Raw genomic sequence first — 25053 nt, 5'->3', positions numbered from 1 at the left:
ATGACAGCAAGCCCAATTAGGGAGCAGTAACAGGATACTTTTCCTTCAACTCCAACCACTGATTAATTTGCTGCTCTCGGCCAATCTCATCAGTCAACGCTTCCCACTGACTCGCAGCATAGCTCAACGCTTCTTGCGGCGTCACATAACCCTCGTGAGCAGAAACAATGGCTTCCTGCAAAACTTGAATATAGCGCCCATGCCCTTCCAAATAAAAATCAGGAATCGCTTGTTTCATGGTTTGCTGATGTGCCTGTAAAAATGATTCACCATACGTATTTTGTATTTGCTGATCCGTATAATGTTCTAGCCGATACGGGTCAAAAAAACCATTTTCTCTAACGGCAATAGCAGACATATCGGGCAGTGTCGCAAACAACGTAAATAAATATGCCAGCTCCGGCTGCTTAGAATAACGGGAAACCACGTAGTTCCAGCCCCAATTAAAGTAAGAAGCCTCAGGTGTTGGCGCATGCATCAACTTACCTTGCATCGCCGACTTGTCGCCGCCCAGATATTTTTGCGTCCCTCCCCAACCAATATTGGCAAAGCAATGGCCTTTGGCGTACTCCTCCCAATTATCAAACAAACCATTCGTACTCACCGATGGGTGTTGGTATTGCGTTGCCTTTAGCATTTCTTCAAGCGCCTGAACGCCTGCCTCTCCAGCAATATTCGCTTGCATCATTTCATTAACAGGATATGCGCCTTTAGCATGAAAGCGAATCCACCACTCCCACACCATATAGCGAGGAATGCGAAACATACACCCACCATACATATTTTTTTCAGGTCGATGAAAAAATGCCATTAACTCATCTAATTCTTGCCAAGTACTTGGTATCGTTAACGGCTTATTATATTTTTCTTCGAACCGTTGCTTTTCTTCTGCACTTTTTAGCCACGGCTCGTTATAAAACATCACATAAGTATCGCCATCGGTTTGATAGCCATACTGTTTACCCTTATAGCTGTCACCTAACTCATAAAGGGAGGGCTTATAATCCACGAGGGGTTCGTATTTTTTTGCATAACGAGAAATATCTAGCAACGCACCGGCTTCAACTAAATCAGGGATACCGAAAGTAGCCGGCAAAGCCACATCATAATCCGACACCTGCTGTGCAGCACCCAACAACATTTTAGTATTTATGTCATCCACGGTGGTTGGCAAGAAAGAGACAGAAACACCGGTATACTCAGTAAACGTTTTAGCAACAGGCTCGACATTAGGCAACGACCCTTCTGGATACAGTACAACCAATGATGCATCATCAAGATCCATCGCATTAACCGCTTGAGCAATAGGGGAGCTAGCTGCTTCCACTCTTACAAAAGCACTCAATAGAAACACACATAAAAGTAGATGCATAGAGGGATAACATCTATACTCAAGTGGTTTCCTTGCTGTATTAAACATGGCTAAGTTCTCTTCACAAGTGAATAGGACGCAAATAACAAAAGTAAGTATAGTACAAATATATCATGATGAATGTATGACCATTACACTATGAACATTAGCCTATGAATATTATTCAACACATAACATCTAGTATTTCATTAAAATTATTTTTAGCATTTACGTCCATCGTATGCCTATCACTGATCGCTTTATTCCTCACATTAAATTCGCTTGAAAAAACACGAGAAGTACAACACCGCTTAACGCACGAAGCACTGCCGTTATTGCAAGTATCGAAAGACTTATCCCAGTCACTCTTTACTTACCTAACGATAGTTGAGAGCGCAGCTACGTCTCAATCAACACCTACGTCCATTAAGATCAAAGAACAACTCCTTATTAAACAACAAGAGGTGCAAAATCAACTCACTAATTTAGAGCAGCACAACACTACCGAAACAGCCGCTATTTCACACATGGTCGCACAAATATTAGGCGCATCAAACAGCTTACAATCACTCATATTTGAGCAAAAACCATTACACCTATCACACATTAAGCAACAAATAGAGTATATTCGCCAACAAAGCACCGACATGCGCCGTCATATTCAACGCTATCATATTATCCATTATGCAGATACATCAATTAACAAATCTAGACACCTATCAATTGATAAAGAGCTAGTCCACATTGATGAAATTATGAGCCGATACCATCGCGGCGCCACCCTAGAAGAAATAAAATATTTTCAGTCACAATACACCATTGCTATCAGACGGATAACGCAACAGGTTTTGCAAATAAAAGCCATATCACTAAAAGAGCCATTAGCCGAAAACACCAATCACCTACTCGAACAAATTTCTGCCAGCAATGGCTTTTTTGCAAAGGCAAACGCACTCAGAACACACCTAGATGAAACACAGGCGCTCGTGAGAAACAACAAAAAAATAGAGCAGGAAATTAATTTATTACTTGCAAATTTATTAGCTCAAGTGAGTAAAAACGCTGACACCGAACTGACCAAATTTAATACGATTATCAAATACAATATCAATGCATTATTACTCGCCATATTCACTACTATCGCTCTTGCTTGGTTTATTTTTTACCGTTACGTCACTCCAAAAATAACTCACCGATTAAAGCGTTTATCTTATGATACTCACCGTATTTCAGCGGGGGATTACAACATTGATATTGATGTTACGGGCACGGATGAAATAGCACAAATGGCGCATGCATTAGACGGCTTTAAACATGCCTTAATTGCCAAAGAAAAAGCCGAAAAAGATCGTGAAAAATTAATCACCCAACTCGTCAACTCAAACGAAGAATTAGAGCGCTTTGCTTTTGTATGCTCACATGATTTACAAGAACCCTTACGCATGATTCGGAGCTTCTCTGAAAAACTCACAACGCATATAGGGCAACATCTAAAAGACGATGAAAAAGGCACAAAGTATTTTCGTTTTATCACCGACGGAGCAACACGAGCACAAACGTTAATTGCCGACATTCTCACCTATTCAAGTATCGATAGCGATGCACAATCATTAGAGGAAGTCAGTACAGAAGGGCTTATCCGCGTCATTAAAGAAAATATGCAAATACTATTAGAGGAGCGACAAGGAGAGATAACATTTGATCCACTACCGGCCATACGAGGTAATAAAACACAGCTATTTCAACTTTTCCAAAATTTAATTAATAATGGCATTAAATACCAAACACCAGATACAATACCCACTGTTCATATTAGCGTAGAAGACAAACAGCAATACTGGCAATTTTCTGTAAAAGACAATGGCATTGGTATCGAAGAGCGACATCTTGGAAAAATATTCGATGTTTTTCAGCGACTTCATCGCAAAAATCAATTTGCAGGTACCGGCGTTGGCTTATCCATCTGTAAAAAAGTCGTCGAGAGGCATGGTGGAAAACTGTGGGTAACGTCTCAAAAAGGCTCTGGCTCTACCTTTTACTTCACGCTCTTAAAAATATTAGAAGAGGATAACAATAATGACCAACAACTCAAAATTAGCTGAAATATTATTAGTTGAAGATAATGAAGGCGATATTGAGCTTACAAAAGAAGCCTTTGATGAGGCTAAATTTCGTAACAACTTACATGTTGCTGAAGACGGAGAAGAAGCGTTAGACTTTTTATTTAAGCGTAACGGCAATGAAAACGTTCCAACACCCGACATCATCTTACTCGATTTAAATTTACCTGGCACCAACGGCCGAGAAGTACTGGAAACGATTAAGGCAGACTCTAACCTAAAAAGAATTCCCGTCATTGTATTAACCAGCTCACAAGCCGATAAAGATGTTGTCGAAAGCTACGACCTTCATGCGAACTGCTACATCGTTAAGCCAGTTGACGCAATTAAGTTTATGTCCGTGGTACAACATGTAGAAAACTTTTGGATTGATATTGTCTGCCTTCCTCCCACTAAAGGCTAGTAAACCATTAAAGATTACATTATGTCATCATTAGAAGAGCAGCTTGCTCAGACCCAACAACAGTTAGACGATCTAAGGGAAGAATATAAAGAGTTTGTCTATATTGTATCTCACGATCTACATGCACCACTTCGCGCGATTGAGGGCTTTAGCCAAATTATTGCTAACAAACATGCCGATAGTTTCGACGAAAAAACACGTGGTCATTTCAACCATATTATTAACGGCGCACAAAAAAACAAAGCAATACTCAACGCTTTAGTAGATTACTCGCGTATCAGCACCCGAGAAAGTGCGTTCACCGAATGTGACTGCAATGCTATTTTTTCTCAAATAAAAGAAGAGTTATCCCCCCTAATAGAAGCATCACAAGCCACGCTGCATTGCGAAGCACTTCCCACTCTATTTGCCGATAAAGTGCAGCTTACCTTGCTTTTCAAACACCTGATACACAATGCACTGTTATATCAAAAAGACCACATAAAACCCGTTATACACATCACTCACAAAAATAAAAACAACGCATGGGAGTTTTCAGTAAGCGACAACGGCATTGGCATCAAAAAAAATCTCATGGAAAAAATATTTAAACTATTAAGACGAGGCGTGTCTGACAAACATTATCCCGGCATGGGCATGGGTTTAGCGATAGCGCAAAAAATCGTTCAGCGACACGGCGGTGAACTCTCAGCGGTGAGCCGAGCAGAAGGGGAAACAGAAAGCGGGACAACATTCACCTTTACCATGACTAATAACTTACATAGCACCTAAAATAGTACCTAAACTCGACGATGGCACCGACTATCCACGCAACAAACATCCACATTTAAAGAGCTTCTGATTAAGCCCTTCGTCATAATAGACCTGATGCGTTACCCCATAACACAAACATTCGCTAAACTCCGATCTCAAACGGAATAACTTCTTCACAACCTCCTTAACATCACCTACAAGACGCAACATACCGCAAATGATATAATTCTTCGCAATCCCCCATAAAGTAATCGAAGGAACCTCTAAATATGACCTGAGGCTCCGTACCAATAGCACAAGCGGAAAACAATGACACACCCTCTTTTATCTGACCTACACCCTTACCCCTTTGAAAAATTAAACGCTATTAAACATGCGTTAACACCACCGGCTCACTTATCGCATATATCACTTTCTATTGGTGAACCTAAACATCAACCGCCTGCCTTTGTTTTAAGCGAGCTCACGAATAACATTCAACAGGTATCGGTTTATCCAACCACAAAAGGGACAGAAGCACTGCGAGAAGCAATAAGTAGTTGGGCAAGCACTCGATTTTCATTAACGCCTAACACCCTAACGGCCGATAAACATATCCTACCCGTGAATGGTACACGCGAAGCTCTATTTGCTTTTACACAGGCGACTATTAACCCCAACGATAATCGTAACAACCGCAAACCGCTGGTCATTTCACCCAATCCGTTTTATCAAATTTATGAAGGCGCCAGTATCCTTGCCGGTGCAGAACTCAAGCTGCTCAATTGCCTCGAAAGTAATCAATACCTACCCGATTTCGATAGTATTAGCGATGACGAATGGCAGCGTTGCCAATTATTATTTTTATGTTCACCGGGCAACCCAACAGGACAGCTATTAACCAGCGCACAATATCAGCAGCTTATTACACTGGCTGATCGTCACGATTTTGTTATTGCCAGCGATGAATGCTACTCCGAACTGTATCGTGACGAACAAGCCCCTCCCGTGGGTTTATTACAAGCCTGCGCCGACATGGGGCGAAATCATTATGAACGGTGCGTTGTCTTTCATAGCTTATCGAAGCGCTCCAACCTACCGGGTCTGCGGTCGGGATTCGTTGCAGGCGATGAAAAGCTGATCCAACAATTTTTGCTCTACCGAACCTATCATGGCTGTGCCATGTCAGTACCAACACAACTCGCCAGTATTGCAGCATGGAAAGATGAAGAGCACGTCGTTGATAATCGCAACCAGTATCGAGAAAAATACCTATTATTTAAAGAAATACTGGATGGCGTATGGGACATACAACAACCACCGGCCAGCTTTTACCTGTGGGCAAAAACACCTATTGACGATGTACACTTTATGGAGAAGTTATTTAGCGAACAACATATCACCGTGTTACCCGGGCGGTTTTTAAGCCGCGATAGTGATGGCGTTAACCCCGGAGAAAATCATGTGCGTATGGCATTGGTCGCTTCCGTCGAAGAGTGTAAAGAAGCCGCACTTCGCATCAAGCAGTTCATTAGCTCACTCGACTAATAAAAAGGTAATCTTTTCATGCTAAAAAAAGAGCGGGCGGCGTACATTTTAGATAAGCTAGAAGCACTCTACCCTGAGCCGCCTATTCCTCTTGATCACAAAGACCCTTATACATTACTGGTTGCCGTTTTATTATCCGCCCAATGTACCGACGAGCGTGTTAATAAAATCACACCACTATTGTGGCAGCTCGCTGATAACCCCTTCGATATGGCTAAAGTGCCTGTCGAAAAAATCAAAGAAGTAATTCGTCCCTGCGGTTTATCGCCGCAAAAATCGAAAGCGATTTCTGTATTATCAACAATACTCGTCGAGCAATACAATGGCGAAGTGCCCGAAGATATCGACGCACTAGAAACGCTTCCGGGTGTAGGCCATAAAACCGCTAGCGTTGTCATGTCTCAAGCCTTTGATGTACCCGCCTTCGCCGTTGATACCCACATCCACCGCCTAGCCCAACGCTGGGGGCTCACCAACGGTCGCAACGTAGCGCAAACCGAAAAAGACCTAAAACGCCTATTCCCCAAAGATCGCTGGAACAAACTCCACGTACAAATTATTTACTATGGCCGCGAATACTGCACCGCCAGAAGCTGCTACGGCCTCACCTGCCCTATTTGCACACATTGCTATCCTAATAGAAAAAAACCAAAAATCGTTCTTAAGCCATAACCAACCATTCACCCTCATGCCAACCAACCACAGCCATACCAACCAACACCCGTCATGCCAACCAACACCGGTCATGCCGGACTTGATCCCATAACTGTCCGGAATAAAATGACAAAAATGGCAATTAATGCTGCAATAGTCGATAAAAAGCGGATTATTGCTGAATAGACACTTAATATTTAAACGATTGTCATACCTGCGAAAGCAGGTATCTAAAATCCCGCTGAATAGTGGCGTGACTGAATCAAGAACTGAGAAATACCCATCAAATAGTGGTTTTTATATCATGTAGCACAATCAGCCAATCGCAATTAGAGATACCTGCTTTCGCAGGTATGACGGCTGGGATATTATTCCGGACAGTTATGGGACTTGATCCGGTATCCAATGCGAACACAGGCAGCAGTAAAGAAATCCGATAGATACTGAATCAAGTTCAGTATGACGATGGCGGAATTTAGTATATCGATGATGGAATTCAGTATGGCAATAATGGAGACCTTCACCATAACCAAGCCCAACACCGCCATACCAACCAACACACGCCAACCAATATCCACCATGCCAACCAACAACCGTCATGCCGGACTTGATCCGGCATCCAATGCGACCACAGGCAGCAGTGAAAAAACCCAATAGATACTGAATCAAGTTCAGTATGACGATGGCGGAATTCAGTATATCGATGATGGAATTCCGTATGACAATAATGGAGCCCAACGAAGCAAATCTTTCCACAGCAATAAGTAAGCCGTTAATAACGGGAGAACATACTCAGCCCGCTCAACACCTGCTATAATCTGCGCCCTCAATAACACAACACCACCTTCCGTAATCCATATTACAGAGAACACAATGACCACCTTATTTGGCATAAAAAACTGCGACACCGTAAAGAAAGCGCGCCGCTGGCTTGATGCTCATGATATTCCGTATCAGTTCCACGATTTTCGTGCCGACGGCTTAGATGAAAAACAAGTTGAGCAATGGATTAAGGCGATTGGCTTAGGGACTTTGGTGAACAAACGCAGCACCACATGGAAAACATTATCCAATTCCGAGAAGCAGCAAATTGCTGACGAGCACGTCTACGTCGCCAGTATTCTCGTAGAACACCCCACATTGATTAAGCGTCCGTTACTGGACACCAAAGAAAATATTCGCGTAGGTTTTAAAGAAGCGGATTACAGCGACATTTTTTAATAGTATTTTTTAGCGTTTAGTTATCCAGCCCAGCGATAAGTAAGGCTGAACAATAAACTGACTACTTATTTTTATTCCAACAGTTAGAACAAAGGTTACCCCATGACAGATTTTTTTAGCGTTGGCCTCGGCGTAGGCACTCAAAACAAACAACAACAATGGCTTGATGTCTTTTATGCCGACCCGCTACTCAACCCCTCAACAGCCATCGTCGATGCTATTAAACGTGCCAGTGATTACACCGGTGGCAATCAGGCATTTGACGTGAGCCAACAGCAAATGGCCGCGATTGCCACCATGCTATCGGACGCTGGCGAGATGGAACAAGCCAACTTAGCAGCCACGCTATCCATTAGCGAACAACCATTGGTTGTCACCGTCTTAGAAACCGACGATGCACCCACTTCAGTACCAGAAGGTTACCTAAAATTACACTTGTTATCACATCGCCTAGTACAACCGCACGGCACTAACCTAACCGGCTTATTTGGCGTATTGCCGAACGTAGCTTGGACCAACAAAGGCGCGATTGACCTTAGTGAATTAGCCGATCGCCAGCTCGATGCACGCCTAAAAGGCGAGCTGCTCACAGTCGATTGTGTCGATAAATTCCCTAAAATGACCAACTACGTTGTACCTACCGGTGTACGTATTGCACATACCGCTCGCGTACGCTTAGGCGCGCACATCGGTGAAGGCACTACCATCATGCATGAAGGGTTTGTAAATTTTAATGCCGGCACATTAGGTACCAGCATGGTTGAAGGCCGCATTTCTGCGGGCGTAGTGGTTGGCGAAGGTTCCGACTTAGGTGGCGGCAGCTCTACCATGGGTACGTTATCAGGCGGCGGCAATATCGTTATTTCTGTCGGTAAAGAATCACTATTGGGCGCAAATTCCGGTATTGGTATTCCACTAGGTGACCGCTGTACCGTTGAATCTGGCCTATACATCACAGCGGGTACCAAAGTAAATTTACTCGACGATGCTGGCGAACAAGTTCAAGTCATTAAAGCCCGCGACTTAGCCAATAAGAGCGACCTGCTCTTTCGACGCAACTCTATCAGTGGCGCCGTAGAATGCATTGCCAATAAATCCTCTGTTGCCCTTAACGAAGAACTACACGCGAATAATTAATGATGACATCATCGACCAACAACGCACTATCGCCGACATTGCAACTCGCCTGCGACCTTATCGAACGCCCATCAGTCACACCGGATGATGTCGGCTGCCAAGACTTAATGGCGGCAAGACTCGAAGCCATCGGTTTTCACTGTGAAACGCTCACCTTCGATGAAGGGGGCATTCCCGTTAAAAACTTATGGGCCATCCGTGGCGATAGCGGGCCGATCTTATGCTTTGCCGGCCACACCGATGTGGTACCCACAGGCCCCGAATCAGATTGGAAAATCCCGCCTTTCTCGCCAACCATTAAAGATGGCATGTTATACGGACGCGGAGCCGCCGATATGAAAGGCAGCTTGGCTTCGATGGTCGTTGCTTGCGAAGAATTCGTCGCAGAAAACCCTAACCACTCAGGCCGTATTGCCTTTTTAATTACTGCCGATGAAGAAGGGCCAGCGATTGATGGCACGGTTAAAGTGGTCGAGCACCTACAAAAACAAGGAACCCACATCGATTGGTGCATTGTGGGCGAACCTTCTAGCACGAGCAAAACCGGCGATACCATTAAAAACGGTCGCCGCGGCTCTCTGGGTGCATGGTTAACTATTCATGGCAAACAAGGGCATGTCGCCTATCCACACCTTGCCGACAACCCTATTCACCGCATAGCCCCTGCGCTAGCAGAGTTATCGCAAGAGCAATGGGATAACGGCAATGACTTTTTCCCTGCCACTAGCTTCCAAGTGTCTAACTTCAATAGCGGTACTGGTGCGACCAATGTGATTCCGGGGCAAGTAGATATTATTTGTAACTTTCGCTTTTCAACCGAGCTGACTGCCGAGGTGTTACAACAACGTACCGAAGCAATTTTACAAAAGCATCATCTCGACTACACCATTGATTGGCGACTCAGCGGTCAACCATTTTTAACCGCCGAAGGCGACTTGGTTGATGCTGCGGTTGCTTCCATCAAACAAGTGACCGATATCGATACTGAATTATCGACCGCAGGCGGCACCTCTGACGGCCGTTTTATTGCCCCTACCGGCTCACAAGTTGTCGAACTTGGCCCCGTTAACGCCACTATTCATCAAGTCGACGAATGCGTCAAAGCCGAAGACCTCAACACACTCACTCGTATCTACACCCGTATACTGAGCAAACTATTAGCATGAGTCCACTCACTCACATCAACCAAGACGGCAACGCTCACATGGTTGATGTGAGCGGCAAAGCGGTAACCACGCGCATCGCAGTAGCAAGCGCTTACATCACCATGCAAGCCAACACCCTACAACTAATTATTGATGGCGGCCACAAAAAAGGCGACGTATTTGCTGTCGCACGTATTGCCGGTATTCAAGCCGCTAAAAAATGTGCCGATTTAATTCCTCTTTGTCATCCATTGGCACTCACTAGCGTGACAGTGGAACTAATTCCGAATCTTGATCAGCAACGCGTTGATATTATCGCCTCTTGCAAACTCGATGGAAAAACCGGCGTAGAAATGGAAGCCCTAACAGCAGCATCCGTCGCAGCATTAACACTGTACGACATGTGCAAAGCCGTTGATAAAACCATGTGCATTAGCGGTATAAAAGTGACCGAAAAACGCGGCGGAAAATCTGACCAACCATAATGTGACGGATAAACTGAGGTAAAAAACGCGTGACGAATCAAGTCATCACCTTACAGCTACTTTACTTTGCGCAATTACGCGAACACGTCGATTGCGAGCAAGAAACATTCAAACTAGCGCCACCCACTACATCCAGCCACCTTTCTCAGACTGGACACTTCAGCGTCGCACAACTCAAAGCACAACTCACTCAACGTAGCCCCCAATGGCAAACCGCGTTTGCAAACACGGTATTGTGTGCCGTGAATCAAACTCTCGTTAACGATGAACATCTTCTGCACAATAACGACGAAGTCGCGTTTTTTCCTCCGGTGACCGGAGGTTAAATATGACAAGCCCTCACCATTCATCCGATGCTATTAGCATACAAACCCACGATTTTGACGTAGGTGAAGAACACCAACAACTGCGCAAAGACTCACCCAGCATTGGCGCCATCGTGACATTTACGGGCATCGTACGTGAACTCTACAACAATGCAGAAGAACCATTAAAAGATAAAAAAGAACCTGAGAAAGTCGATCTTTTTTTAGAACACTATGCCGGCATGACAGAAAAAGTCTTAGCCGATATTATTCATCAAGCCAAACAGCGTTGGGCAATCACTCACGTACGTATTATTCATCGCATAGGGCATTTGTCACTGAACGATCAAATTGTTTTTATCGGCGTTAACAGCCCTCACCGCGCCGATGCGTTTTCTGCCGCCGCATTTATTATGGATTTCTTAAAAACCGATGCGCCTTTTTGGAAAAAAGAAATAACATCAACCAAAGAAGAATGGGTCGCGGCAAAAACAAGCGATGCACGAGCGTCTAATCACTGGATATCCACCGAACAACAAACGTAGCCAAAGAGTGAGGCCTGATGAATACCGAACAACCCAACAATCCATTACATGGTATTACCCTAGAAAAAGTCGTGACACAACTTGTCGATGAATATGGTTGGGATGAACTCGCACAACATATCAATATCAATTGTTTTAAGAGTAATCCATCGACCAAGTCATCATTAAAATTTTTACGCCGAACACCATGGGCACGAGAGAAAGTAGAACGGTTATTTATCAATACGTTTACCAACAAATAAACCCTTACCGTACATTAGGTGCCACCTTTCATCGCATGCTATTGGGTGATATTTAACCCGTTGACAAATTTTTCCGTGCTCTTATCCTATGAATAGAAATAATGTTATGCGTTTTTTGTTAATTTTGTCCTGTGAGCGTCAACTTTATGTCATCAAATCGTTATGATTTACGCCCAAGAAAGCAAAAGGAATTAAACACCGGTTCATTCAATGTAGGAACATTTGGAGCCCTCCCTCAGCAAAGCGGCGCGCATCGCGATCATGTTCCCTCGTCCGCAGCACTTCGCCGAAGTTATGGAAGAACATTAGGTGTCGGTAAAATAGACCGAAATTCACCACTCGGTAGACGGCTCGATAAAATGGCTCCCGCCATAAGCGTATCACCACCATTCCATAAAAGCGGCCGCACTTATGGACGCAAGAATTATCCTGCAAAATACAACGGAGATTCTCACGACCTCGCCTATGCTGCACACCTAGATATGCGAAAGTATCGAGATAATATTAATCGCGGCGGGATAGTAAAAGCCAAACACAAACTTAAAATGCTAAGCCGCGCATCGCGAGATTTACGTGCAGAGCGCCGCTCATTTCATCGTGAAGTAATGCTCAATGCTGTTACCCTGCAACAACTTTCATCAAAATATAAGCCGCCAGAGTGACACTATTCATTATCGTTATTGATTGTTAGTGATATAACGTATTAAGGGGTACGGGTTTAGCGCACCCCACAAAATCAACGGGTTAATATGCTTTAATTTAAACCATTGAAGAGAAACATTATCTTGTTGCTTCTGCAATAATCTCAAAGTTATGAATATTTTTTAGCACACCGTTTTCCCAACCGCCAATAATAAAATCGTCAGCTTGGGCTTTAAGTGTCGCAGCAACTTTACCGGCAAAGTGAGTTCATTGATGACAACGGTATTATTACAGCAGGTGGGCCATTGTCTTGGGTGACAATTACATTGCATATCGTCAAAAGACTTGCGGGTGCTGAAGCAGCAAAGGTCATCGCTGACTTTTCAGTCATCGATACAATGCCAAAATCTCAAAATTTGTACGTGCCCGAAGGTTATCAAACGGCTAAAAATCCATTTTTAGCGAAAGCGGAATACGCCATTCGAAAAGCACATTATCAAATGATGAGCACTAAAGACTTATCCAAGATAATGGCTGTTTCTGAGCGCACATTAAATCGTAGATTAAAAGAACTAACCGGTGAAACGCCTAAAGCTTTTATTGATAGCGTTCGTATAAGCCATGCCTGCACATTATTGATCACTAGCCACCAATCTGTAAAAGAAATTGCTTTCTCTCTCGGCTATTCCGACGACAGTGTATTTCGTCGCCTCTTCAAACAAAAAATGAAGATGACCCCTTCACATTATCAACAACTAAAAAGGCAGTAACTAAAAGAATCATCCATCTTTAAACTGTCTAACGGCTGCAATACTTTTAGTTAATGTACCAGGATAATTATTCTTACCGTGATAAGACTGAGCCATTTGCGTCGGGTTTCTACCTGCAAAAGTTGTTGGCGGCAAACCGGTTGTTTGTTGCGCCACCTCGTCTTGACGGGTAAATGCATTGAGTTCAGAAGCCAATCGATGTGTCGGCTCATTTAAATTTAAGTCACCATGTAAATGATCCCGCGCATGCTGCAACTCGTGAGACGTTTGGTCGAGTATTGATGGAGTCATCAGCGAAATACTATTCTCTTGTGGATTAAAATGAGGAGCCGTTCCCGCATTAATGTTAACGGTTAACCTTGCATTTTCTGCATCAGGCGCGCGCGAAGGGTCAGACCTCAAAGACAATTGCATGCTAGGCGGTGTTCCGCTGTTAAAGGCTTCGCGGGCAGCGTTCTGCTGAGTAATTCGCCCCACATTTCTCATCATCCGTCCGAATAAGTCCATACCGACTCCCGCAACCACTTGATTGTGAGCCATACTTTGGGTTGCGCCAGATAACGCCATCTCTACATGATCACGGCTCTCCTCATTGCCCCCTTGAATATCAAAACGCGACCGCATCAAACCCAAAGCCCCTCTCATTACAGGCCCGGGCTGAACCGCCCCCGACGTTGTCACAAAGCCACTACTTAAGCGATTGACCTCCGCTTGACGATCAGCGCGCTGGCGAGCAAAAAAATCACCCATCTGGTTATCAGAAAACTGTGTAGAGCCGCTCTCAGTTCCAGAATTTAAAGATGCTTGCTCACTTTGTGCATGTTGCACACGCTGCAACATGCGGTGCCCCATAGGCGTGAGCGTAAACTTATTATCCGCCATGCGTTAACTACCTTCTGCTATTAACCGTTAACAACAGTAAGGCAAAATTTATACCATTCGTATAAGTTCAGCGAATTGACGGTGCAAGTGGGTAATAGATCGGCACTAGTAATGATAGGCCGTGGCGATAAGATAGATAGCAGCGACAATGAGAGACTCTAATACGGAAAACCTACTATCATTCAAGTGCTACACTCAGGCACTAATAGTAAATAAAAACCGTATAGTTTCCGCAAGCGGGGCGAAAACAACCCAAGATAGAGTATAAAAATATGATTAAAAATCAACTTACCTGACCCTTGATTCGCAAAACATTGGAACAAATTGCTAAAAGCTTAAAATGTGATATTGGTGATTTGTTTGAAGAGAACAAATAAAGTAAAAAGTTTTTAATCATCTACCCTCGATAGGGTATAGAAGATGTGTCTACTATATCTGCTTGATAACCTATATCTTGAATAAAGTACTTAATACTCTCGACAACTACTTGTTGATTGTACGCTGGACCAACAATGATTTTTGATATTGGAGGTAAATCAACCTCCATTGGGCCATTTTCTTTTTTCATTTTAGTATCATAAGTACACACATAAGGAATCAAGTAATTTTTGTACGCCCTATATAATCGTTTATTAAATAATTCTAGCGGATCGCCATTGGAATAATATAACCTTACTTCTTTTTCTTCAGAAAAGGCTATATTTTTAAAATTGATAAAAAAGCTAACAAGTGAATAAAAAAGGCTATCAACATACGCTTCCACAAAATGTGTGAGCCCTTTTTCTGATTTAAAATACCTATTATATTCAAAATTATATTTATAAATAATGGAGTGAATTATCCAATTTTTAATTTCATCTTCATAAATAACATTAGACAGCTGCCATATATTAGCTCTAAGAAAGTGAGGGTATTCGGTTTTCTTCTTTATATCAAATTCAATACATACCCCCTCACCATTATTACCATAAGCTCTCCATTGTTCTAGACTGTCAGGTTCAGTTGAGAAAGAACAAACATAGTTATCTTGAAACAAACTGCTTTCTAATTTATTAATAACACCCAAGAGAACTTTATTGAAATTTCTATAATTTGCTCTATCTTTTAAATTATTAATCAACTCTATAGTTATTTTTTTACCATTATAGAGTTCTTCTGTGTCATTTAAGAAAACAGCATCAGAAAGCCATAAACCTCTTTTCTCAACGATACCCTTTAGACCATTTATATCTGTATAGTGATAAATAAATCTATTAACATCGTAATCCTTACGAAAAAACTTTCGATAGTATCGATCACGACAATAAGAGCTTGCTTCAAGAAAGCCAAAATTCCTACTTTTTTTATTAGCTTCCATTTAGCATACCTTGATGTTCATTATGAATTATATTGGACACATAACGCCAAGGTAATGGGCAACCTTGTGGCGAAGCCACGCTTAAGGTTGTCCAGCCGTAGGCGACATTGACCGATTTGTTATGTGCTTCAGCTATCATGCTCAATCATTGGATTTGGCGAATCACTTGGCAACTCTTCTGCCCGAGCCTGTGTTTTCCATGCTATTTCAGCAATTTCCCTTACGCGATCAACTATAGGTTTTGCATCTTTTCCTAGTTTTCCTAAAACCACACCAGCATCTCCCACTAGACCCCAAAATCTATCTAGATCGGAGACCCTTTTATGCAATTCAGACTGAAGGTTTTCAAGACGCCTTAAAAGTCTTTGCTTATGGGCATTATCTAAATTTGTATTCTCTGATATTTGACCACGCAATTCATTAACTAAGGATTGAATGCGCTCTAGATCACCTTGAGAAAACTCATAGGAAAATGAATTTTTAAGAGCTGTTTTATACCTGTTCGTATAGGATTCAACACTTAATTTGACAGCATGCTCCTTAAAGCTATCTCTGATTTCATTTATGTATTGTGAAAGAGCTTGGCAATTTATACCTATGTCTCCAGTGGCACCTGGGTATTCAATATCAACGTTAAAATTATTAACTTCAACAATCAGCCTAACAAAAGATGCAGACTCCCATAATAGTTCGTGCTCTTCCTCTGACCATGATTGATTATCACTCAATTCTTCGATCCGATTGAGCACCATCCCACAAGCGTCGACAATTCCAACAATAGGATTATCTTCAACCTTCGCTATAAATTCTTCATTGAAAAACATCTATTCTCCAGATTGTCTATTTGCACATAACGCCGCGCTTAAAGGCGCGAGCTTGCGAGCGTCCTAGCAGCTTTGCTGCGATTACAGCGCCTTGTTATGCGACTACGGACGACGTTAATTTTATACTGACTTGCGAAGTGCAAACGAAGCCAGCGATTGTTATTGGTGAAGCCAAATTAACAAACCTTATGTGGCGACACCGAATATACTACCTTTGTTTTACGATAAATAAACCGCAAACTATTGCAACTAACTGAACGCAACCACGAACGAGATAAAGCCGAAATTAGTACTTTGCTAATTATGGCACGAAGAGCGAAAGCACGAACAAACCCAACTTGGGAAAAACCCAATATTGCCTACCCTAATATTGGGAAGATGCTTATTAAAATTACAAAAAATCACTTAGACGCATAACATTATATTAGCCATCAAAATAACACGCTATTCCAAACCAAAGCAATGTGTTGAAATACACCCACTATAAATATGTCCACAATATGATAATTTAAGTGACAAGATTATAAGAGGTAAGCGGCGGGCTGTTCTCGCTTAATATATAAAGCAAACAGAAGAGCTATGGCAGATGCTGTAATGAATAAAACCATTAAATTCATCAGGGTAGCAGCCTTCTGCTAGGAGGTGGAATAACACACACTTCAAAGTGCAGCCACTACCGTTTTTTTATCACCTACAACACAGAGCTGTAAATATCGTATACTCAGTTACATGAAAACACCATTTCTCAAAGCGCTTTATCGCTACTATATGACGCCTGCATCTGCTGTATTTCCGCGTTTTAAGTTGGGCGCTGTTATCTTTTTTTGGGGGCTAATTGTTATGTATTCTGGCTCTCAGTTGTTGTCGCCATCGCTTACGCAAGAGCTGGTTATTCTGCTGGGCTTGGTGTTATTGGGGGTTGGGTTTTTGATCGCGTTGTTGGCACAAATAAGAATGTTAATTGGGCGAATTTTGCGGTTTTTTACGCGATAGGCAACATCCAAGGTAAGTGCCTGATGAAAAACCCCAGACTACATCACACTTAGCCAATAAAGCGATTGCACAAGACGTAGGGTTGCCAGTACATTATTACATGATAATATTTCAACATAACGTCTAAAAGCGGATGCACATTGTGCACGCTACGTACTTAGGTTTTATGATAATAATAAGATGAGGACGATAATGAAAACACCTAAACTATCCATTGCACGATTGATGACAACATCCACGACTGTATTAAGTTTGGCGATGCTATCTACATCACTATTCGCTGAAACTCTCACTTTTACAGAAAAACCTTATTTGCGCCAGCAGTTAATTACCGAGCAGCAAGTAGCTCCAGCAGGGTTTGCTGAGCGCTGCGGCAAGCACCCTTATGATGCCGCACAGATCAGTGTAAAAGGTCTACCGCTAGATGCAGGTTTTGTGGGTTATCAAAGTGAGAAGCGTTTAAGTAATGGCAATTCAGAATGCGAATACGATAGTAATATCGAGCATCATAGTTGGCTAGAGTTTGATTTATCGCCCTACAGCGCAGAGCTTGATAATCCGGTACAAGGCGCAGATTCTACGCTCAGCTATTTAGCTGTTACGCTAAATACCGCTGCAAATAAAGGCAATAATGCCTGTGAGGTAAACACCAAGCCTTTACTAGAAACAGTTCGTCGTTTAGGGCCATGGCCTCTTAATATGGATCGCAGCACTATCACGCCTGATGCTGCTAAAACTGCTGCCGATTATGATTTTGATGGTTCAATTTTTTCTTATAGAGAAGGGGCTAACTTTTATATTAAACGACATTCGCGCAATGATGGTGACAACGGTAGCGTCACTTTTGTGTTTGATCAGGGCGTGAACATTCGGGATAATTTTCAGGTGACGTTTATTGGTACGCCTAACCCCGACCCGACAATAAAAAGCCAGTGTCTGCTTGATCTTAACGATGTAACACTACACTTGCACTACGAGAAGAAGGGTTAGGCTTAAACGTTACAATAATTCTCTAGGGCTGAAGCGCGCTGCCGAAGCAATAGATAAGGTGTGGTCGATGGCTTTATTAACTAAGCGATCGGCTATCACAGGGCCGATAATTTCGGCCATTAATAAATACAATGCATGCGCAATATCTTTACACGTTGATTCGTCGGTATCTTGTGGCAATTGCAAGGCGGTTAACCCTCGCTCAGCCCAACCTTGTAACACTCGGCTCACCGAGGTATCGATATCAACGAGCCCTTCATTACGCAAAATACGGGAAAGCTCTGCCAGTTCTTCCGCATCATATTTTCCTAAAAAGGACATTAGCGAAACTAAGAATGCTTCGGTAGTAAGTACACAAGCCGGTTTTGTGGCAACGATTTTATCCGCAGGCGAAGGTTCATTTTGCGATGGCTCTGAATGAACCTGCTGTGAGGCCATATCTAGTAGTACTTGGGGCACCGCAGGCAATTCATCAAGGAGTTTATTGCAGGCTGCATGAAAGGTAAGCATTAACGCTTTTTTTTCGTTAACGCCAAACCCTAAATACTCTACCAATTGATTCGCAACCAGCGATACATCAAAATCCGTATCTGCAAGTTGTTTATTCCAATATAAAAAACCACTACGGATGAGCGCCGTATCTTTAGTAGCTCGACGTAAACCAATGCAAACAACGCGCTGATAATACGCATGACTTTGCTCAGACATGAATTTTTCCTATTTTCATTGTGGGTCACTGATACTCTGTTAGCTTATTATGAACATACCGATATACAGCTAACGGCTTACTTATCTGCTCTTACATGAGTCGTCATAAAATCGCTGTAGGCGATTTCTTTATGTTCACTAATATCAAGCCCACGCTGTTCGTACTTAGACGATACACGCAGCACAATGATCTTATTCATCAACCAAAATAATACGTAAGACGTGGAAACCGCCCAAATAAAAGCCGCCACGATTCCAATAAGTTGCACGACAATACGCTCGACATTAAACATGTCGCCTTGAAAAAACAGTGCCAGCGCCAGTGTTCCCCATGCACCACAAAAGCCATGCACAGCAACAGCACCTACCACATCATCGATGCGTACACGATTCAGCATGTTAACCGTAGTAACAACCACAATACCGGCAATAATACCGGTGAGTAACGCATACTGTGGCTGTAGAACATTACATCCCGCCGTCACCGCAACAAGGCCACCCAGTGCGCCATTTACAATACGCGTCATATAGAAGCCTTGCTTTGTTACCGTCAGCCAAAAAATAGCGCCACATATACCACCTACCGCACCCAGTTGGGTATTAAGTAATATTTTACCCAGGTTTGAAAAATCATCCGCGACAGCGCCACCATTAAAACCAAACCAACCAAACCATAAAATAAAACCGCCTATGGCAACATAGGGCAAGCTATGACCGGCAATATCGTGAACATCCCCTTTACGACTGTAACGACCAAAGCGTGGGCCAATAACTAATAACGCACCCAATGCACACCAGCCACCAATGGAGTGAACTACAGTTCCACCCGCAGCATCATGAAAGCCAAGCTCGGCTAACCAACCTAGTTGATCACCAGATCCACCCCAAGCCCATGCACCAAAGAGAGGATAAATAACTGTTGTAATAAAAAACGCACTAATAATATAAGGTAAAAAGCTAAAACGCTCGGCAACTGCACCCGAAACGATGGTTGCCGCTGTCGCCGCAAACATCATTTGATACAGCAAATTTAGTGTAAAGCCGGTATCGTCCTGCATGGGTAAAAAGTGCGATAAACCAAACCACCCGGTCTCATTGACACCGTACATCAAACCAAAGCCAAAAGCCCAAAAGCCCAACGAACCTAAACCAATATCGGTAAAGTTTTTAAGGATTACATTAATAGCATTTTTAGAGCGCACCATGCCGCCTTCTAATAACAAAAAGCCGCATTGCATTAATAGTACTAGGGCGATACAAATACCTACCCACAAATAATTAAGTTCGACAAAAGTAACACTATCGGTTATCGCTCCACTTTGCGCGGTAACGGAAAGCGACAATAAAAATAGACAAACACCGGTAAAAATTTTGGCTAATGGCATAGTATTTCTCTGAGTTACGACTCTAAATTAATAATTAAGTTAGCTTGGTGTTGGCGCCACACCAAAGGAATAACATACACTTCTTCTACCTTCGCCACTTTTACACTGTCACTTTTTCCTTTTAACACGATCGGTGTTGAAAGCATAAATTGATCCCCAAAGGTGCGCCTTGCATTGCCCGATATGGTATTACTTACCTCACCGACAAGATCCATCATTTTATCTTCTGTGGCTTCCAAAATACCCAATACCGACAGTAATTGGCGTAACAGGCTTTGTGATGCTGTAAAGAAGACGGAGCCTTTATAATTACCAGAAATACCTATCACACCCGTATAATCAGAAAGATATTCGTTAATATCTTTCACTAAAAATGGTGCGCCAATCACAGCTGGCTTTTCCGTTATCGTTTCAAAGTAATGGCTTATCCCTTCTACAAACATGGCTAGGCTATCGTCATTCATTACACTAAATCCTCAATTAATTCGTCTATAGCCTCGGCTAAATCGTTATCGCTAAACGGTTTACATAAAAAACCATAAGCTCCCATCGACATGGCTTTTAGTAATGTCGCTTTATCTGCCAGTGCAGAAACGACTAGAATTCGCACTTGATCATCAATCTCGACAATTTTTTTAATGGTTTCAAGACCATCCATTAACGGCATTGTAATATCCAGCGTTATAATTTCTGGGCGAAGTAATTGAAATTGCTTTACCGCTTCAACACCATTACGCGCTTTACCGACAATTTCAAAATCTTCGCCTTGCAATACTTCGGCAATTTTAATTCTGATGATTTCAGAATCATCGACAACCATTATTCGCATTTTTTCGCCTACCTTGCTTATTTAAGGAACCTATGAATTTTTGTTATTCACTATCGATTAACTAAGAGGAAATAGAATTCTAAACTGACAATACTTGCCTTTTTCATAGCTCACATTCAGCTTGCCTTGTGTTTCATCCACTAATTGCTTAACAACTTCTAACCCTACACCTCTGCCGGCATCAATATCTGCTTGTTCACGAATAGAGAAGCCAGGATGAAATAAAAATACCGGTGCTTTTTTAAGCGGAAGTACCGCCGCTTTTTCAGCAGAAATTAAGCCTTGATCAACTGCACGCTGAATAATCAACGCTTCATCAACACCACAGCCATCGTCTTTAACCGATAAAAAATATCCCTTACTGGTGGTAGCAAAACGAACATCGATTATTGCGGGTAATGGTTTATCGGCTGCCTCGCGCTCGCTCACCGATTCTACGCCATGCACAATGCTATTACGCACCAATTGTGTCGTAATGCTTTGCACCGCACTTACCAAATGGCTGGGCACACTATTCGCATCTAAGCCTTGAGACTTAAGCGTTACGGATTTTTCATTGCGATAGGCCACTGTTGTGACCAACTGTTGTAACGACTCTGCAATATCTATACTTGATATATTGGCGATTTCAGCGGTGTCACTACCCATATCACCATCCGTGTCATCAATAAATGCTGCAACATTAGTCGACGTGCGAATACCTGAAAACTTATCAACTAGCGTTTTCATGTCTTCTAGATCACCAAACATGGTTCTGAGTAGTGTGATAAGCGGCAGTAGCTCTTTACCTGTAATTTTTTTATTGTCAGACTTAACACGGTCAATTTCTTCTTCGAAGTCGTGCGCTAAGAATTCAAATTTATGTAACCCAAGCGCCGCTGCATCACCTTTTATGCGGTGCATCTTGGCCGCTATTTTTTGCAGGGTTGATCTAATTTCAGCATCGCTAAACCCCTTCTTTTTAACCTCAAGAGTTTTATTAATATCTTGCAAGATCATTTCTGATTGAGTAAAGAAAAGCGATAGTTTATTCGCATCCACATGCAATATACTTTTTAGCATATCCAGTTGTGCTTCTTGCGCCTCTCTTGTCGATGCGAGCTCTTGTTCTAGCAAAACTTGTTTGGTTACATCATTCACCGAACATAAAAGGTGACTGATTTTTTCGTCAACTAATACGCGCTTAAATTTAAAATCTAGGTAATGACTTTCAAAACTGCCATCGCGCCTCACCAAGCTCACCTCTACTTGCTTGAGTGGGTTTAATTCTTCTACAAGACGCTCTTTTACTCTATCGCCAAACAGTAGTGTTAAGTATTCTCGCGCTAAACCCACATTATTTTGCGTTACGTAGTGACTAATAAATTCGAGAAAATCGCCTTCTAAATCTTTATCACTTTTAAACATCGCTTTTAAAGAAGCAGATTGCTCAGCTCCAATCGTGAACTGACTATCTAGCAAAAAGATACCTTCAGAAATCGTAGACATAATACTGTCTGTTTCTTGTCTAGACTGCACCGCAGACACGTCGGTTTTAGACAGCCGTAGTACAAACTGCACCAGCACCATAAAATAGAGCATCACCGTTAATATAGCGGCGATAACGCTTAAGGTTCTGGCTAATTTAAGCGAACGTTCTTTTTTATCAATAACAAGTGTTAATAAGGTATCCACTTCTCGGCGTAACTGACTCGCATTACCGGCACTAATTGCCGCACTCATTGCATCCATATTATCTGCAACAGGTGATAAATGTTGTTGGATAGGCGGAAGGGTAAGCAAGGTCATCGACTGCTCAGCATCGTCTATAGCGCGTAAAGTACCACCTGTTTTAATCACGTCCAAAGCGTCGATCACATCTTTTGAGACACCTAAGCGATCTAGGCGATGCTGCACTTCTGTAACGGCAGCTACATATTCAACAGATGCAATGGTATTACGCTGCATTACGCCATTAACTAATAAATAGAGCAAAAAGAAGGCACAGAAAGCCGTGGTCGAAATAAACAAGCCACGATATTTCGCAAAACTTAACATCCACATAATATTCTCTCGAAGGTCATTAAGGGTTAACCATTGGTCAATTTAGCCAAGCTCATCACTAACAACGCGATAGTTGGGATCTTCCATGACATTCACTTCACACAAGTCACCTGCTTGCTTCAGTAATTGACGGCATTCAGGGCTAAGGTGGCGCAAATGCAACGTCTTACCCGCTGCTTGATATTTCTCGGCTAGATTATCTAAAGCTTCAATGCCCGAGTGATCACTCACTCTTGAGCGCTTAAATTCAATGACCACATGCTCTGGATCATTTTCAACATCAAACAACTCTTTAAAGTAGGCAATAGAACCAAAGAAAATGGGGCCGCGCAAATCGTAAACTTTATACCCCTTATCATCAATATAGGTATCTACCAAAATGTGTTGAGCATGCTTCCACGCAAACACCAAGGCCGAAACAATAACACCCACGATCACCGCAATCGCCAAATCTGTCGCGACGGTAACAGCAGAAACAAGCACGATAATAAACATATCTGTCGCAGGAATTTTACCCAGCAAACGTAACGATGACCATTCGAAGGTACCGAGTACCACCATAAACATCACCCCAACCAATGCCGCTAATGGAATAATTTCTATCAATGAGGAGCCAAACAAAATAAACGCGAGTAACACCAAGGCCGCCGTAATACCGGATAAACGACCTCGACCGCCAGAGTTAATGTTGATCATACTTTGGCCGATCATAGCGCAACCACCCATACCGCCAAAAAAGCCATTGGTGGTATTCGCAATACCTTGCCCTATACATTCACGGTTACCCTGTCCGCGTGTGTTGGTGATTTCATCAATTAATGTCAATGTGAGTAATGATTCGATCAAACCAATCGCGGCAATAATCACGGCGTAAGGCAAGATAATCCATAGTGTTTCCAACGTAAACGGCACTACTGGAATAGCAAAGCTGGGTAATTCACCTTTCAAGGTTGCTGTTGCTGCTTGCTCTGCAGGTAACATATCACGCACAAAATCCAATACATTACGCGCATCTAAATTAAAGCCCACAACCAATAACGTTACAGCTACAATCGCCACTAAACCCGCAGGCACAGCAGTGGTGAACTTAGGTAAGAAGTGCATAATCAGCATAGTAATAATAATTAATGCCGCCATAATATAAAGCGTGGAACCTTGCATCCACACCGATACACCGGCGCTATCAAGCACTTTAAACTGACCTAACTGCGCAAGAAAAATAACAATTGCGAGTCCATTAACAAAACCTAACATCACTGGATGAGGCACGATACGAATATATTTACCTAATTTAAAAACACCCGCCAGTATTTGTAAAAGACCAGCCAATAACACCGCCGCAAATAAGTATTGAATACCATGTATTGCCACGAGCGAAACCATCACCACCGCTGTTGCACCGGTTGCGCCAGAAATCATTCCCGGACGACCACCAAAGATACTGGTCAGTAAGCCCATCATAAATGCGGCATATAAACCCACCATAGGTTCTACGCCAGCAACAAAAGCAAAGGCGACCGCTTCGGGCACTAGAGCAAGCGCTACAGTCACGCCAGATAAAACGTCGTTTTTAACGTTGTGAGTATTATTGGTAATAAGGGAAAACATAAGTCGCTGAACTTCTCTGTTGGCTATAAATTAAAGATAATAGTAGGTGTTCGTTAGCGGTCATCATTGTATAAATACAACAATAAAAACGGTAGAGACCAAAACCAAAAAAGCGAGATTCTAAGAACCTCGCT

General features: G+C 42.5%; 26 protein-coding genes. 16 read left to right on the top strand and 10 right to left on the bottom strand.

The window, feature by feature from the left end; translation table 11 throughout:
* Nucleotides 1-16: 16 nt before the first annotated feature.
* Nucleotides 17-1372 (bottom strand): extracellular solute-binding protein, encoded by a 1356-nt coding sequence (locus ACZ5O6_RS02990; RefSeq protein ID WP_447091218.1) that lies wholly within the window; start codon nt 1370-1372, stop codon nt 17-19.
* 152 nt (nt 1373-1524) lie between these two features.
* Here ACZ5O6_RS02990 and ACZ5O6_RS02985 point away from each other — a divergent pair, with 152 nt between their 5' ends.
* The 14 genes from ACZ5O6_RS02985 (at nt 1525) to ACZ5O6_RS02920 (ending at nt 13300) form a co-directional block, all read left to right on the top strand.
* Nucleotides 1525-3453, top strand: a complete 1929-nt coding sequence (locus ACZ5O6_RS02985) for a sensor histidine kinase (protein ID WP_447091219.1) — start codon at nt 1525-1527, stop codon at nt 3451-3453.
* The gene (locus ACZ5O6_RS02980; RefSeq protein WP_447091220.1) at nt 3428-3874 is read left to right on the top strand and encodes a response regulator; all 447 of its coding nucleotides are present in this window, start codon (nt 3428-3430) and stop codon (nt 3872-3874) included. The genes ACZ5O6_RS02985 and ACZ5O6_RS02980 overlap by 26 nt, the downstream gene beginning before the upstream one ends.
* A 21-nt stretch (nt 3875-3895) precedes the next feature.
* A complete protein-coding gene (locus ACZ5O6_RS02975) occupies nt 3896-4645 on the top strand; it encodes a sensor histidine kinase (RefSeq protein WP_447091221.1) in 750 nt (249 codons plus the stop codon).
* Nucleotides 4646-4936: 291 nt separating this feature from the next.
* On the top strand, nt 4937-6154 hold the full coding sequence (dapC, locus tag ACZ5O6_RS02970) for a succinyldiaminopimelate transaminase (protein WP_447091222.1): 1218 nt from the start codon (nt 4937-4939) through the stop codon (nt 6152-6154).
* Between the two features lie 18 nt (nt 6155-6172).
* Entirely contained in the window at nt 6173-6826 is a 654-nt protein-coding gene (gene nth / locus ACZ5O6_RS02965; RefSeq protein ID WP_447091223.1) for an endonuclease III, read from the top strand.
* Nucleotides 6827-7681: 855 nt separating this feature from the next.
* On the top strand, nt 7682-8029 hold the full coding sequence (locus ACZ5O6_RS02960) for an ArsC family reductase (RefSeq protein ID WP_447092038.1): 348 nt from the start codon (nt 7682-7684) through the stop codon (nt 8027-8029).
* A gap of 102 nt (nt 8030-8131) precedes the next feature.
* Nucleotides 8132-9166, top strand: a complete 1035-nt coding sequence (gene dapD, locus ACZ5O6_RS02955) for a 2,3,4,5-tetrahydropyridine-2,6-dicarboxylate N-succinyltransferase (RefSeq protein ID WP_447092039.1) — start codon at nt 8132-8134, stop codon at nt 9164-9166.
* Nucleotides 9166-10332 (top strand): succinyl-diaminopimelate desuccinylase, encoded by a 1167-nt coding sequence (gene dapE / locus ACZ5O6_RS02950; RefSeq protein WP_447092040.1) that lies wholly within the window; start codon nt 9166-9168, stop codon nt 10330-10332. Before dapD ends, dapE begins: the two co-directional genes overlap by 1 nt.
* Nucleotides 10329-10796, top strand: coding sequence for a cyclic pyranopterin monophosphate synthase MoaC (gene moaC, locus ACZ5O6_RS02945; protein WP_447092041.1), 468 nt, complete (start codon nt 10329-10331; stop codon nt 10794-10796). Before dapE ends, moaC begins: the two co-directional genes overlap by 4 nt.
* A gap of 29 nt (nt 10797-10825) precedes the next feature.
* Nucleotides 10826-11122 (top strand): MoaD/ThiS family protein, encoded by a 297-nt coding sequence (locus ACZ5O6_RS02940; RefSeq protein ID WP_447092042.1) that lies wholly within the window; start codon nt 10826-10828, stop codon nt 11120-11122.
* A 2-nt stretch (nt 11123-11124) separates the two neighbouring features.
* A complete protein-coding gene (locus ACZ5O6_RS02935; RefSeq protein ID WP_447092043.1) occupies nt 11125-11646 on the top strand; it encodes a molybdenum cofactor biosynthesis protein MoaE in 522 nt (173 codons plus the stop codon).
* 17 nt (nt 11647-11663) lie between these two features.
* Nucleotides 11664-11888: a VF530 family protein gene (locus tag ACZ5O6_RS02930; protein ID WP_447092044.1), complete on the top strand. Its 225-nt coding sequence runs from the start codon at nt 11664-11666 to the stop codon at nt 11886-11888.
* A gap of 146 nt (nt 11889-12034) precedes the next feature.
* A complete protein-coding gene (locus ACZ5O6_RS02925; protein ID WP_447092045.1) occupies nt 12035-12550 on the top strand; it encodes a hypothetical protein in 516 nt (171 codons plus the stop codon).
* 216 nt (nt 12551-12766) lie between these two features.
* Nucleotides 12767-13300 carry a helix-turn-helix domain-containing protein gene (locus tag ACZ5O6_RS02920; protein ID WP_447092046.1) on the top strand — a complete coding sequence of 178 codons (534 nt, stop codon included), beginning with the start codon at nt 12767-12769 and terminating at the stop codon, nt 13298-13300.
* Between the two features lie 9 nt (nt 13301-13309).
* On the opposite strand, the gene ACZ5O6_RS02915 is transcribed toward ACZ5O6_RS02920, so the two are convergent.
* From ACZ5O6_RS02915 to ACZ5O6_RS02905, 3 genes are all read right to left on the bottom strand, one after another.
* Nucleotides 13310-14182 carry a type III secretion system effector protein gene (locus ACZ5O6_RS02915; protein WP_447092047.1) on the bottom strand — a complete coding sequence of 291 codons (873 nt, stop codon included), beginning with the start codon at nt 14180-14182 and terminating at the stop codon, nt 13310-13312.
* Between the two features lie 397 nt (nt 14183-14579).
* Nucleotides 14580-15539 carry a DUF2971 domain-containing protein gene (locus ACZ5O6_RS02910; protein ID WP_447092048.1) on the bottom strand — a complete coding sequence of 320 codons (960 nt, stop codon included), beginning with the start codon at nt 15537-15539 and terminating at the stop codon, nt 14580-14582.
* A gap of 128 nt (nt 15540-15667) precedes the next feature.
* The gene (locus ACZ5O6_RS02905) at nt 15668-16363 is read right to left on the bottom strand and encodes a hypothetical protein (RefSeq protein ID WP_447092049.1); all 696 of its coding nucleotides are present in this window, start codon (nt 16361-16363) and stop codon (nt 15668-15670) included.
* Between the two features lie 729 nt (nt 16364-17092).
* Here ACZ5O6_RS02905 and ACZ5O6_RS02900 point away from each other — a divergent pair.
* Nucleotides 17093-17356 (top strand): hypothetical protein, encoded by a 264-nt coding sequence (locus ACZ5O6_RS02900; protein ID WP_447092050.1) that lies wholly within the window; start codon nt 17093-17095, stop codon nt 17354-17356.
* Nucleotides 17357-17548: 192 nt separating this feature from the next.
* A complete protein-coding gene (locus ACZ5O6_RS02895) occupies nt 17549-18346 on the top strand; it encodes a hypothetical protein (RefSeq protein ID WP_447092051.1) in 798 nt (265 codons plus the stop codon).
* Between the two features lie 9 nt (nt 18347-18355).
* On the opposite strand, the gene ACZ5O6_RS02890 is transcribed toward ACZ5O6_RS02895, so the two are convergent.
* The 6 genes from ACZ5O6_RS02890 to ACZ5O6_RS02865 all read right to left on the bottom strand — a co-directional run bounded on the left by ACZ5O6_RS02890 (nt 18356) and on the right by ACZ5O6_RS02865 (nt 24919).
* The gene (locus tag ACZ5O6_RS02890) at nt 18356-19054 is read right to left on the bottom strand and encodes a hypothetical protein (RefSeq protein WP_447092052.1); all 699 of its coding nucleotides are present in this window, start codon (nt 19052-19054) and stop codon (nt 18356-18358) included.
* A gap of 77 nt (nt 19055-19131) precedes the next feature.
* Nucleotides 19132-20439: an ammonium transporter gene (locus tag ACZ5O6_RS02885; protein ID WP_447092053.1), complete on the bottom strand. Its 1308-nt coding sequence runs from the start codon at nt 20437-20439 to the stop codon at nt 19132-19134.
* 14 nt (nt 20440-20453) lie between these two features.
* Complete coding sequence (locus ACZ5O6_RS02880; protein ID WP_447092054.1) at nt 20454-20903, bottom strand: chemotaxis protein CheX; 450 nt, start codon at nt 20901-20903, stop codon at nt 20454-20456.
* Nucleotides 20903-21268, bottom strand: a complete 366-nt coding sequence (locus tag ACZ5O6_RS02875) for a response regulator (RefSeq protein WP_447092055.1) — start codon at nt 21266-21268, stop codon at nt 20903-20905. The genes ACZ5O6_RS02880 and ACZ5O6_RS02875 overlap by 1 nt, the downstream gene beginning before the upstream one ends.
* Before the next feature lie 57 nt (nt 21269-21325).
* Nucleotides 21326-23311 carry an ATP-binding protein gene (locus tag ACZ5O6_RS02870; protein ID WP_447092056.1) on the bottom strand — a complete coding sequence of 662 codons (1986 nt, stop codon included), beginning with the start codon at nt 23309-23311 and terminating at the stop codon, nt 21326-21328.
* A gap of 42 nt (nt 23312-23353) precedes the next feature.
* Nucleotides 23354-24919 (bottom strand): SulP family inorganic anion transporter, encoded by a 1566-nt coding sequence (locus ACZ5O6_RS02865; protein ID WP_447092057.1) that lies wholly within the window; start codon nt 24917-24919, stop codon nt 23354-23356.
* Nucleotides 24920-25053 lie beyond the last annotated feature (134 nt).

It is taken from the genome of Eionea flava (assembly GCF_055393785.1).
This window is presented reverse-complemented; position numbering and strand designations above follow the sequence as displayed.

Excerpts from the sequence above, each read along its gene's own strand:
- ACZ5O6_RS02895 (WP_447092051.1), top strand. The coding sequence starts at position 17,549 with ATGAAAACACCTAAACTATCCATTGCACGATTGATGACAACATCCACG.
- ACZ5O6_RS02875 (WP_447092055.1), bottom strand. The coding sequence starts at position 21,268 with ATGCGAATAATGGTTGTCGATGATTCTGAAATCATCAGAATTAAAATT.
- ACZ5O6_RS02880 (WP_447092054.1), bottom strand. The coding sequence starts at position 20,903 with ATGAATGACGATAGCCTAGCCATGTTTGTAGAAGGGATAAGCCATTAC.
- nth (WP_447091223.1), top strand. The coding sequence starts at position 6,173 with ATGCTAAAAAAAGAGCGGGCGGCGTACATTTTAGATAAGCTAGAAGCA.
- ACZ5O6_RS02990 (WP_447091218.1), bottom strand. The coding sequence starts at position 1,372 with ATGCATCTACTTTTATGTGTGTTTCTATTGAGTGCTTTTGTAAGAGTG.
- ACZ5O6_RS02935 (WP_447092043.1), top strand. The coding sequence starts at position 11,125 with ATGACAAGCCCTCACCATTCATCCGATGCTATTAGCATACAAACCCAC.
- ACZ5O6_RS02985 (WP_447091219.1), top strand. The coding sequence starts at position 1,525 with ATGAATATTATTCAACACATAACATCTAGTATTTCATTAAAATTATTT.
- dapC (WP_447091222.1), top strand. The coding sequence starts at position 4,937 with ATGACACACCCTCTTTTATCTGACCTACACCCTTACCCCTTTGAAAAA.
- ACZ5O6_RS02900 (WP_447092050.1), top strand. The coding sequence starts at position 17,093 with ATGAAAACACCATTTCTCAAAGCGCTTTATCGCTACTATATGACGCCT.
- ACZ5O6_RS02905 (WP_447092049.1), bottom strand. The coding sequence starts at position 16,363 with ATGTTTTTCAATGAAGAATTTATAGCGAAGGTTGAAGATAATCCTATT.
- dapE (WP_447092040.1), top strand. The coding sequence starts at position 9,166 with ATGATGACATCATCGACCAACAACGCACTATCGCCGACATTGCAACTC.
- moaC (WP_447092041.1), top strand. The coding sequence starts at position 10,329 with ATGAGTCCACTCACTCACATCAACCAAGACGGCAACGCTCACATGGTT.
- ACZ5O6_RS02865 (WP_447092057.1), bottom strand. The coding sequence starts at position 24,919 with ATGTTTTCCCTTATTACCAATAATACTCACAACGTTAAAAACGACGTT.
- ACZ5O6_RS02930 (WP_447092044.1), top strand. The coding sequence starts at position 11,664 with ATGAATACCGAACAACCCAACAATCCATTACATGGTATTACCCTAGAA.
- ACZ5O6_RS02975 (WP_447091221.1), top strand. The coding sequence starts at position 3,896 with ATGTCATCATTAGAAGAGCAGCTTGCTCAGACCCAACAACAGTTAGAC.
- dapD (WP_447092039.1), top strand. The coding sequence starts at position 8,132 with ATGACAGATTTTTTTAGCGTTGGCCTCGGCGTAGGCACTCAAAACAAA.
- ACZ5O6_RS02890 (WP_447092052.1), bottom strand. The coding sequence starts at position 19,054 with ATGTCTGAGCAAAGTCATGCGTATTATCAGCGCGTTGTTTGCATTGGT.
- ACZ5O6_RS02925 (WP_447092045.1), top strand. The coding sequence starts at position 12,035 with ATGTCATCAAATCGTTATGATTTACGCCCAAGAAAGCAAAAGGAATTA.
- ACZ5O6_RS02910 (WP_447092048.1), bottom strand. The coding sequence starts at position 15,539 with ATGGAAGCTAATAAAAAAAGTAGGAATTTTGGCTTTCTTGAAGCAAGC.
- ACZ5O6_RS02960 (WP_447092038.1), top strand. The coding sequence starts at position 7,682 with ATGACCACCTTATTTGGCATAAAAAACTGCGACACCGTAAAGAAAGCG.
- ACZ5O6_RS02870 (WP_447092056.1), bottom strand. The coding sequence starts at position 23,311 with ATGTGGATGTTAAGTTTTGCGAAATATCGTGGCTTGTTTATTTCGACC.
- ACZ5O6_RS02915 (WP_447092047.1), bottom strand. The coding sequence starts at position 14,182 with ATGGCGGATAATAAGTTTACGCTCACGCCTATGGGGCACCGCATGTTG.
- ACZ5O6_RS02885 (WP_447092053.1), bottom strand. The coding sequence starts at position 20,439 with ATGCCATTAGCCAAAATTTTTACCGGTGTTTGTCTATTTTTATTGTCG.
- ACZ5O6_RS02980 (WP_447091220.1), top strand. The coding sequence starts at position 3,428 with ATGACCAACAACTCAAAATTAGCTGAAATATTATTAGTTGAAGATAAT.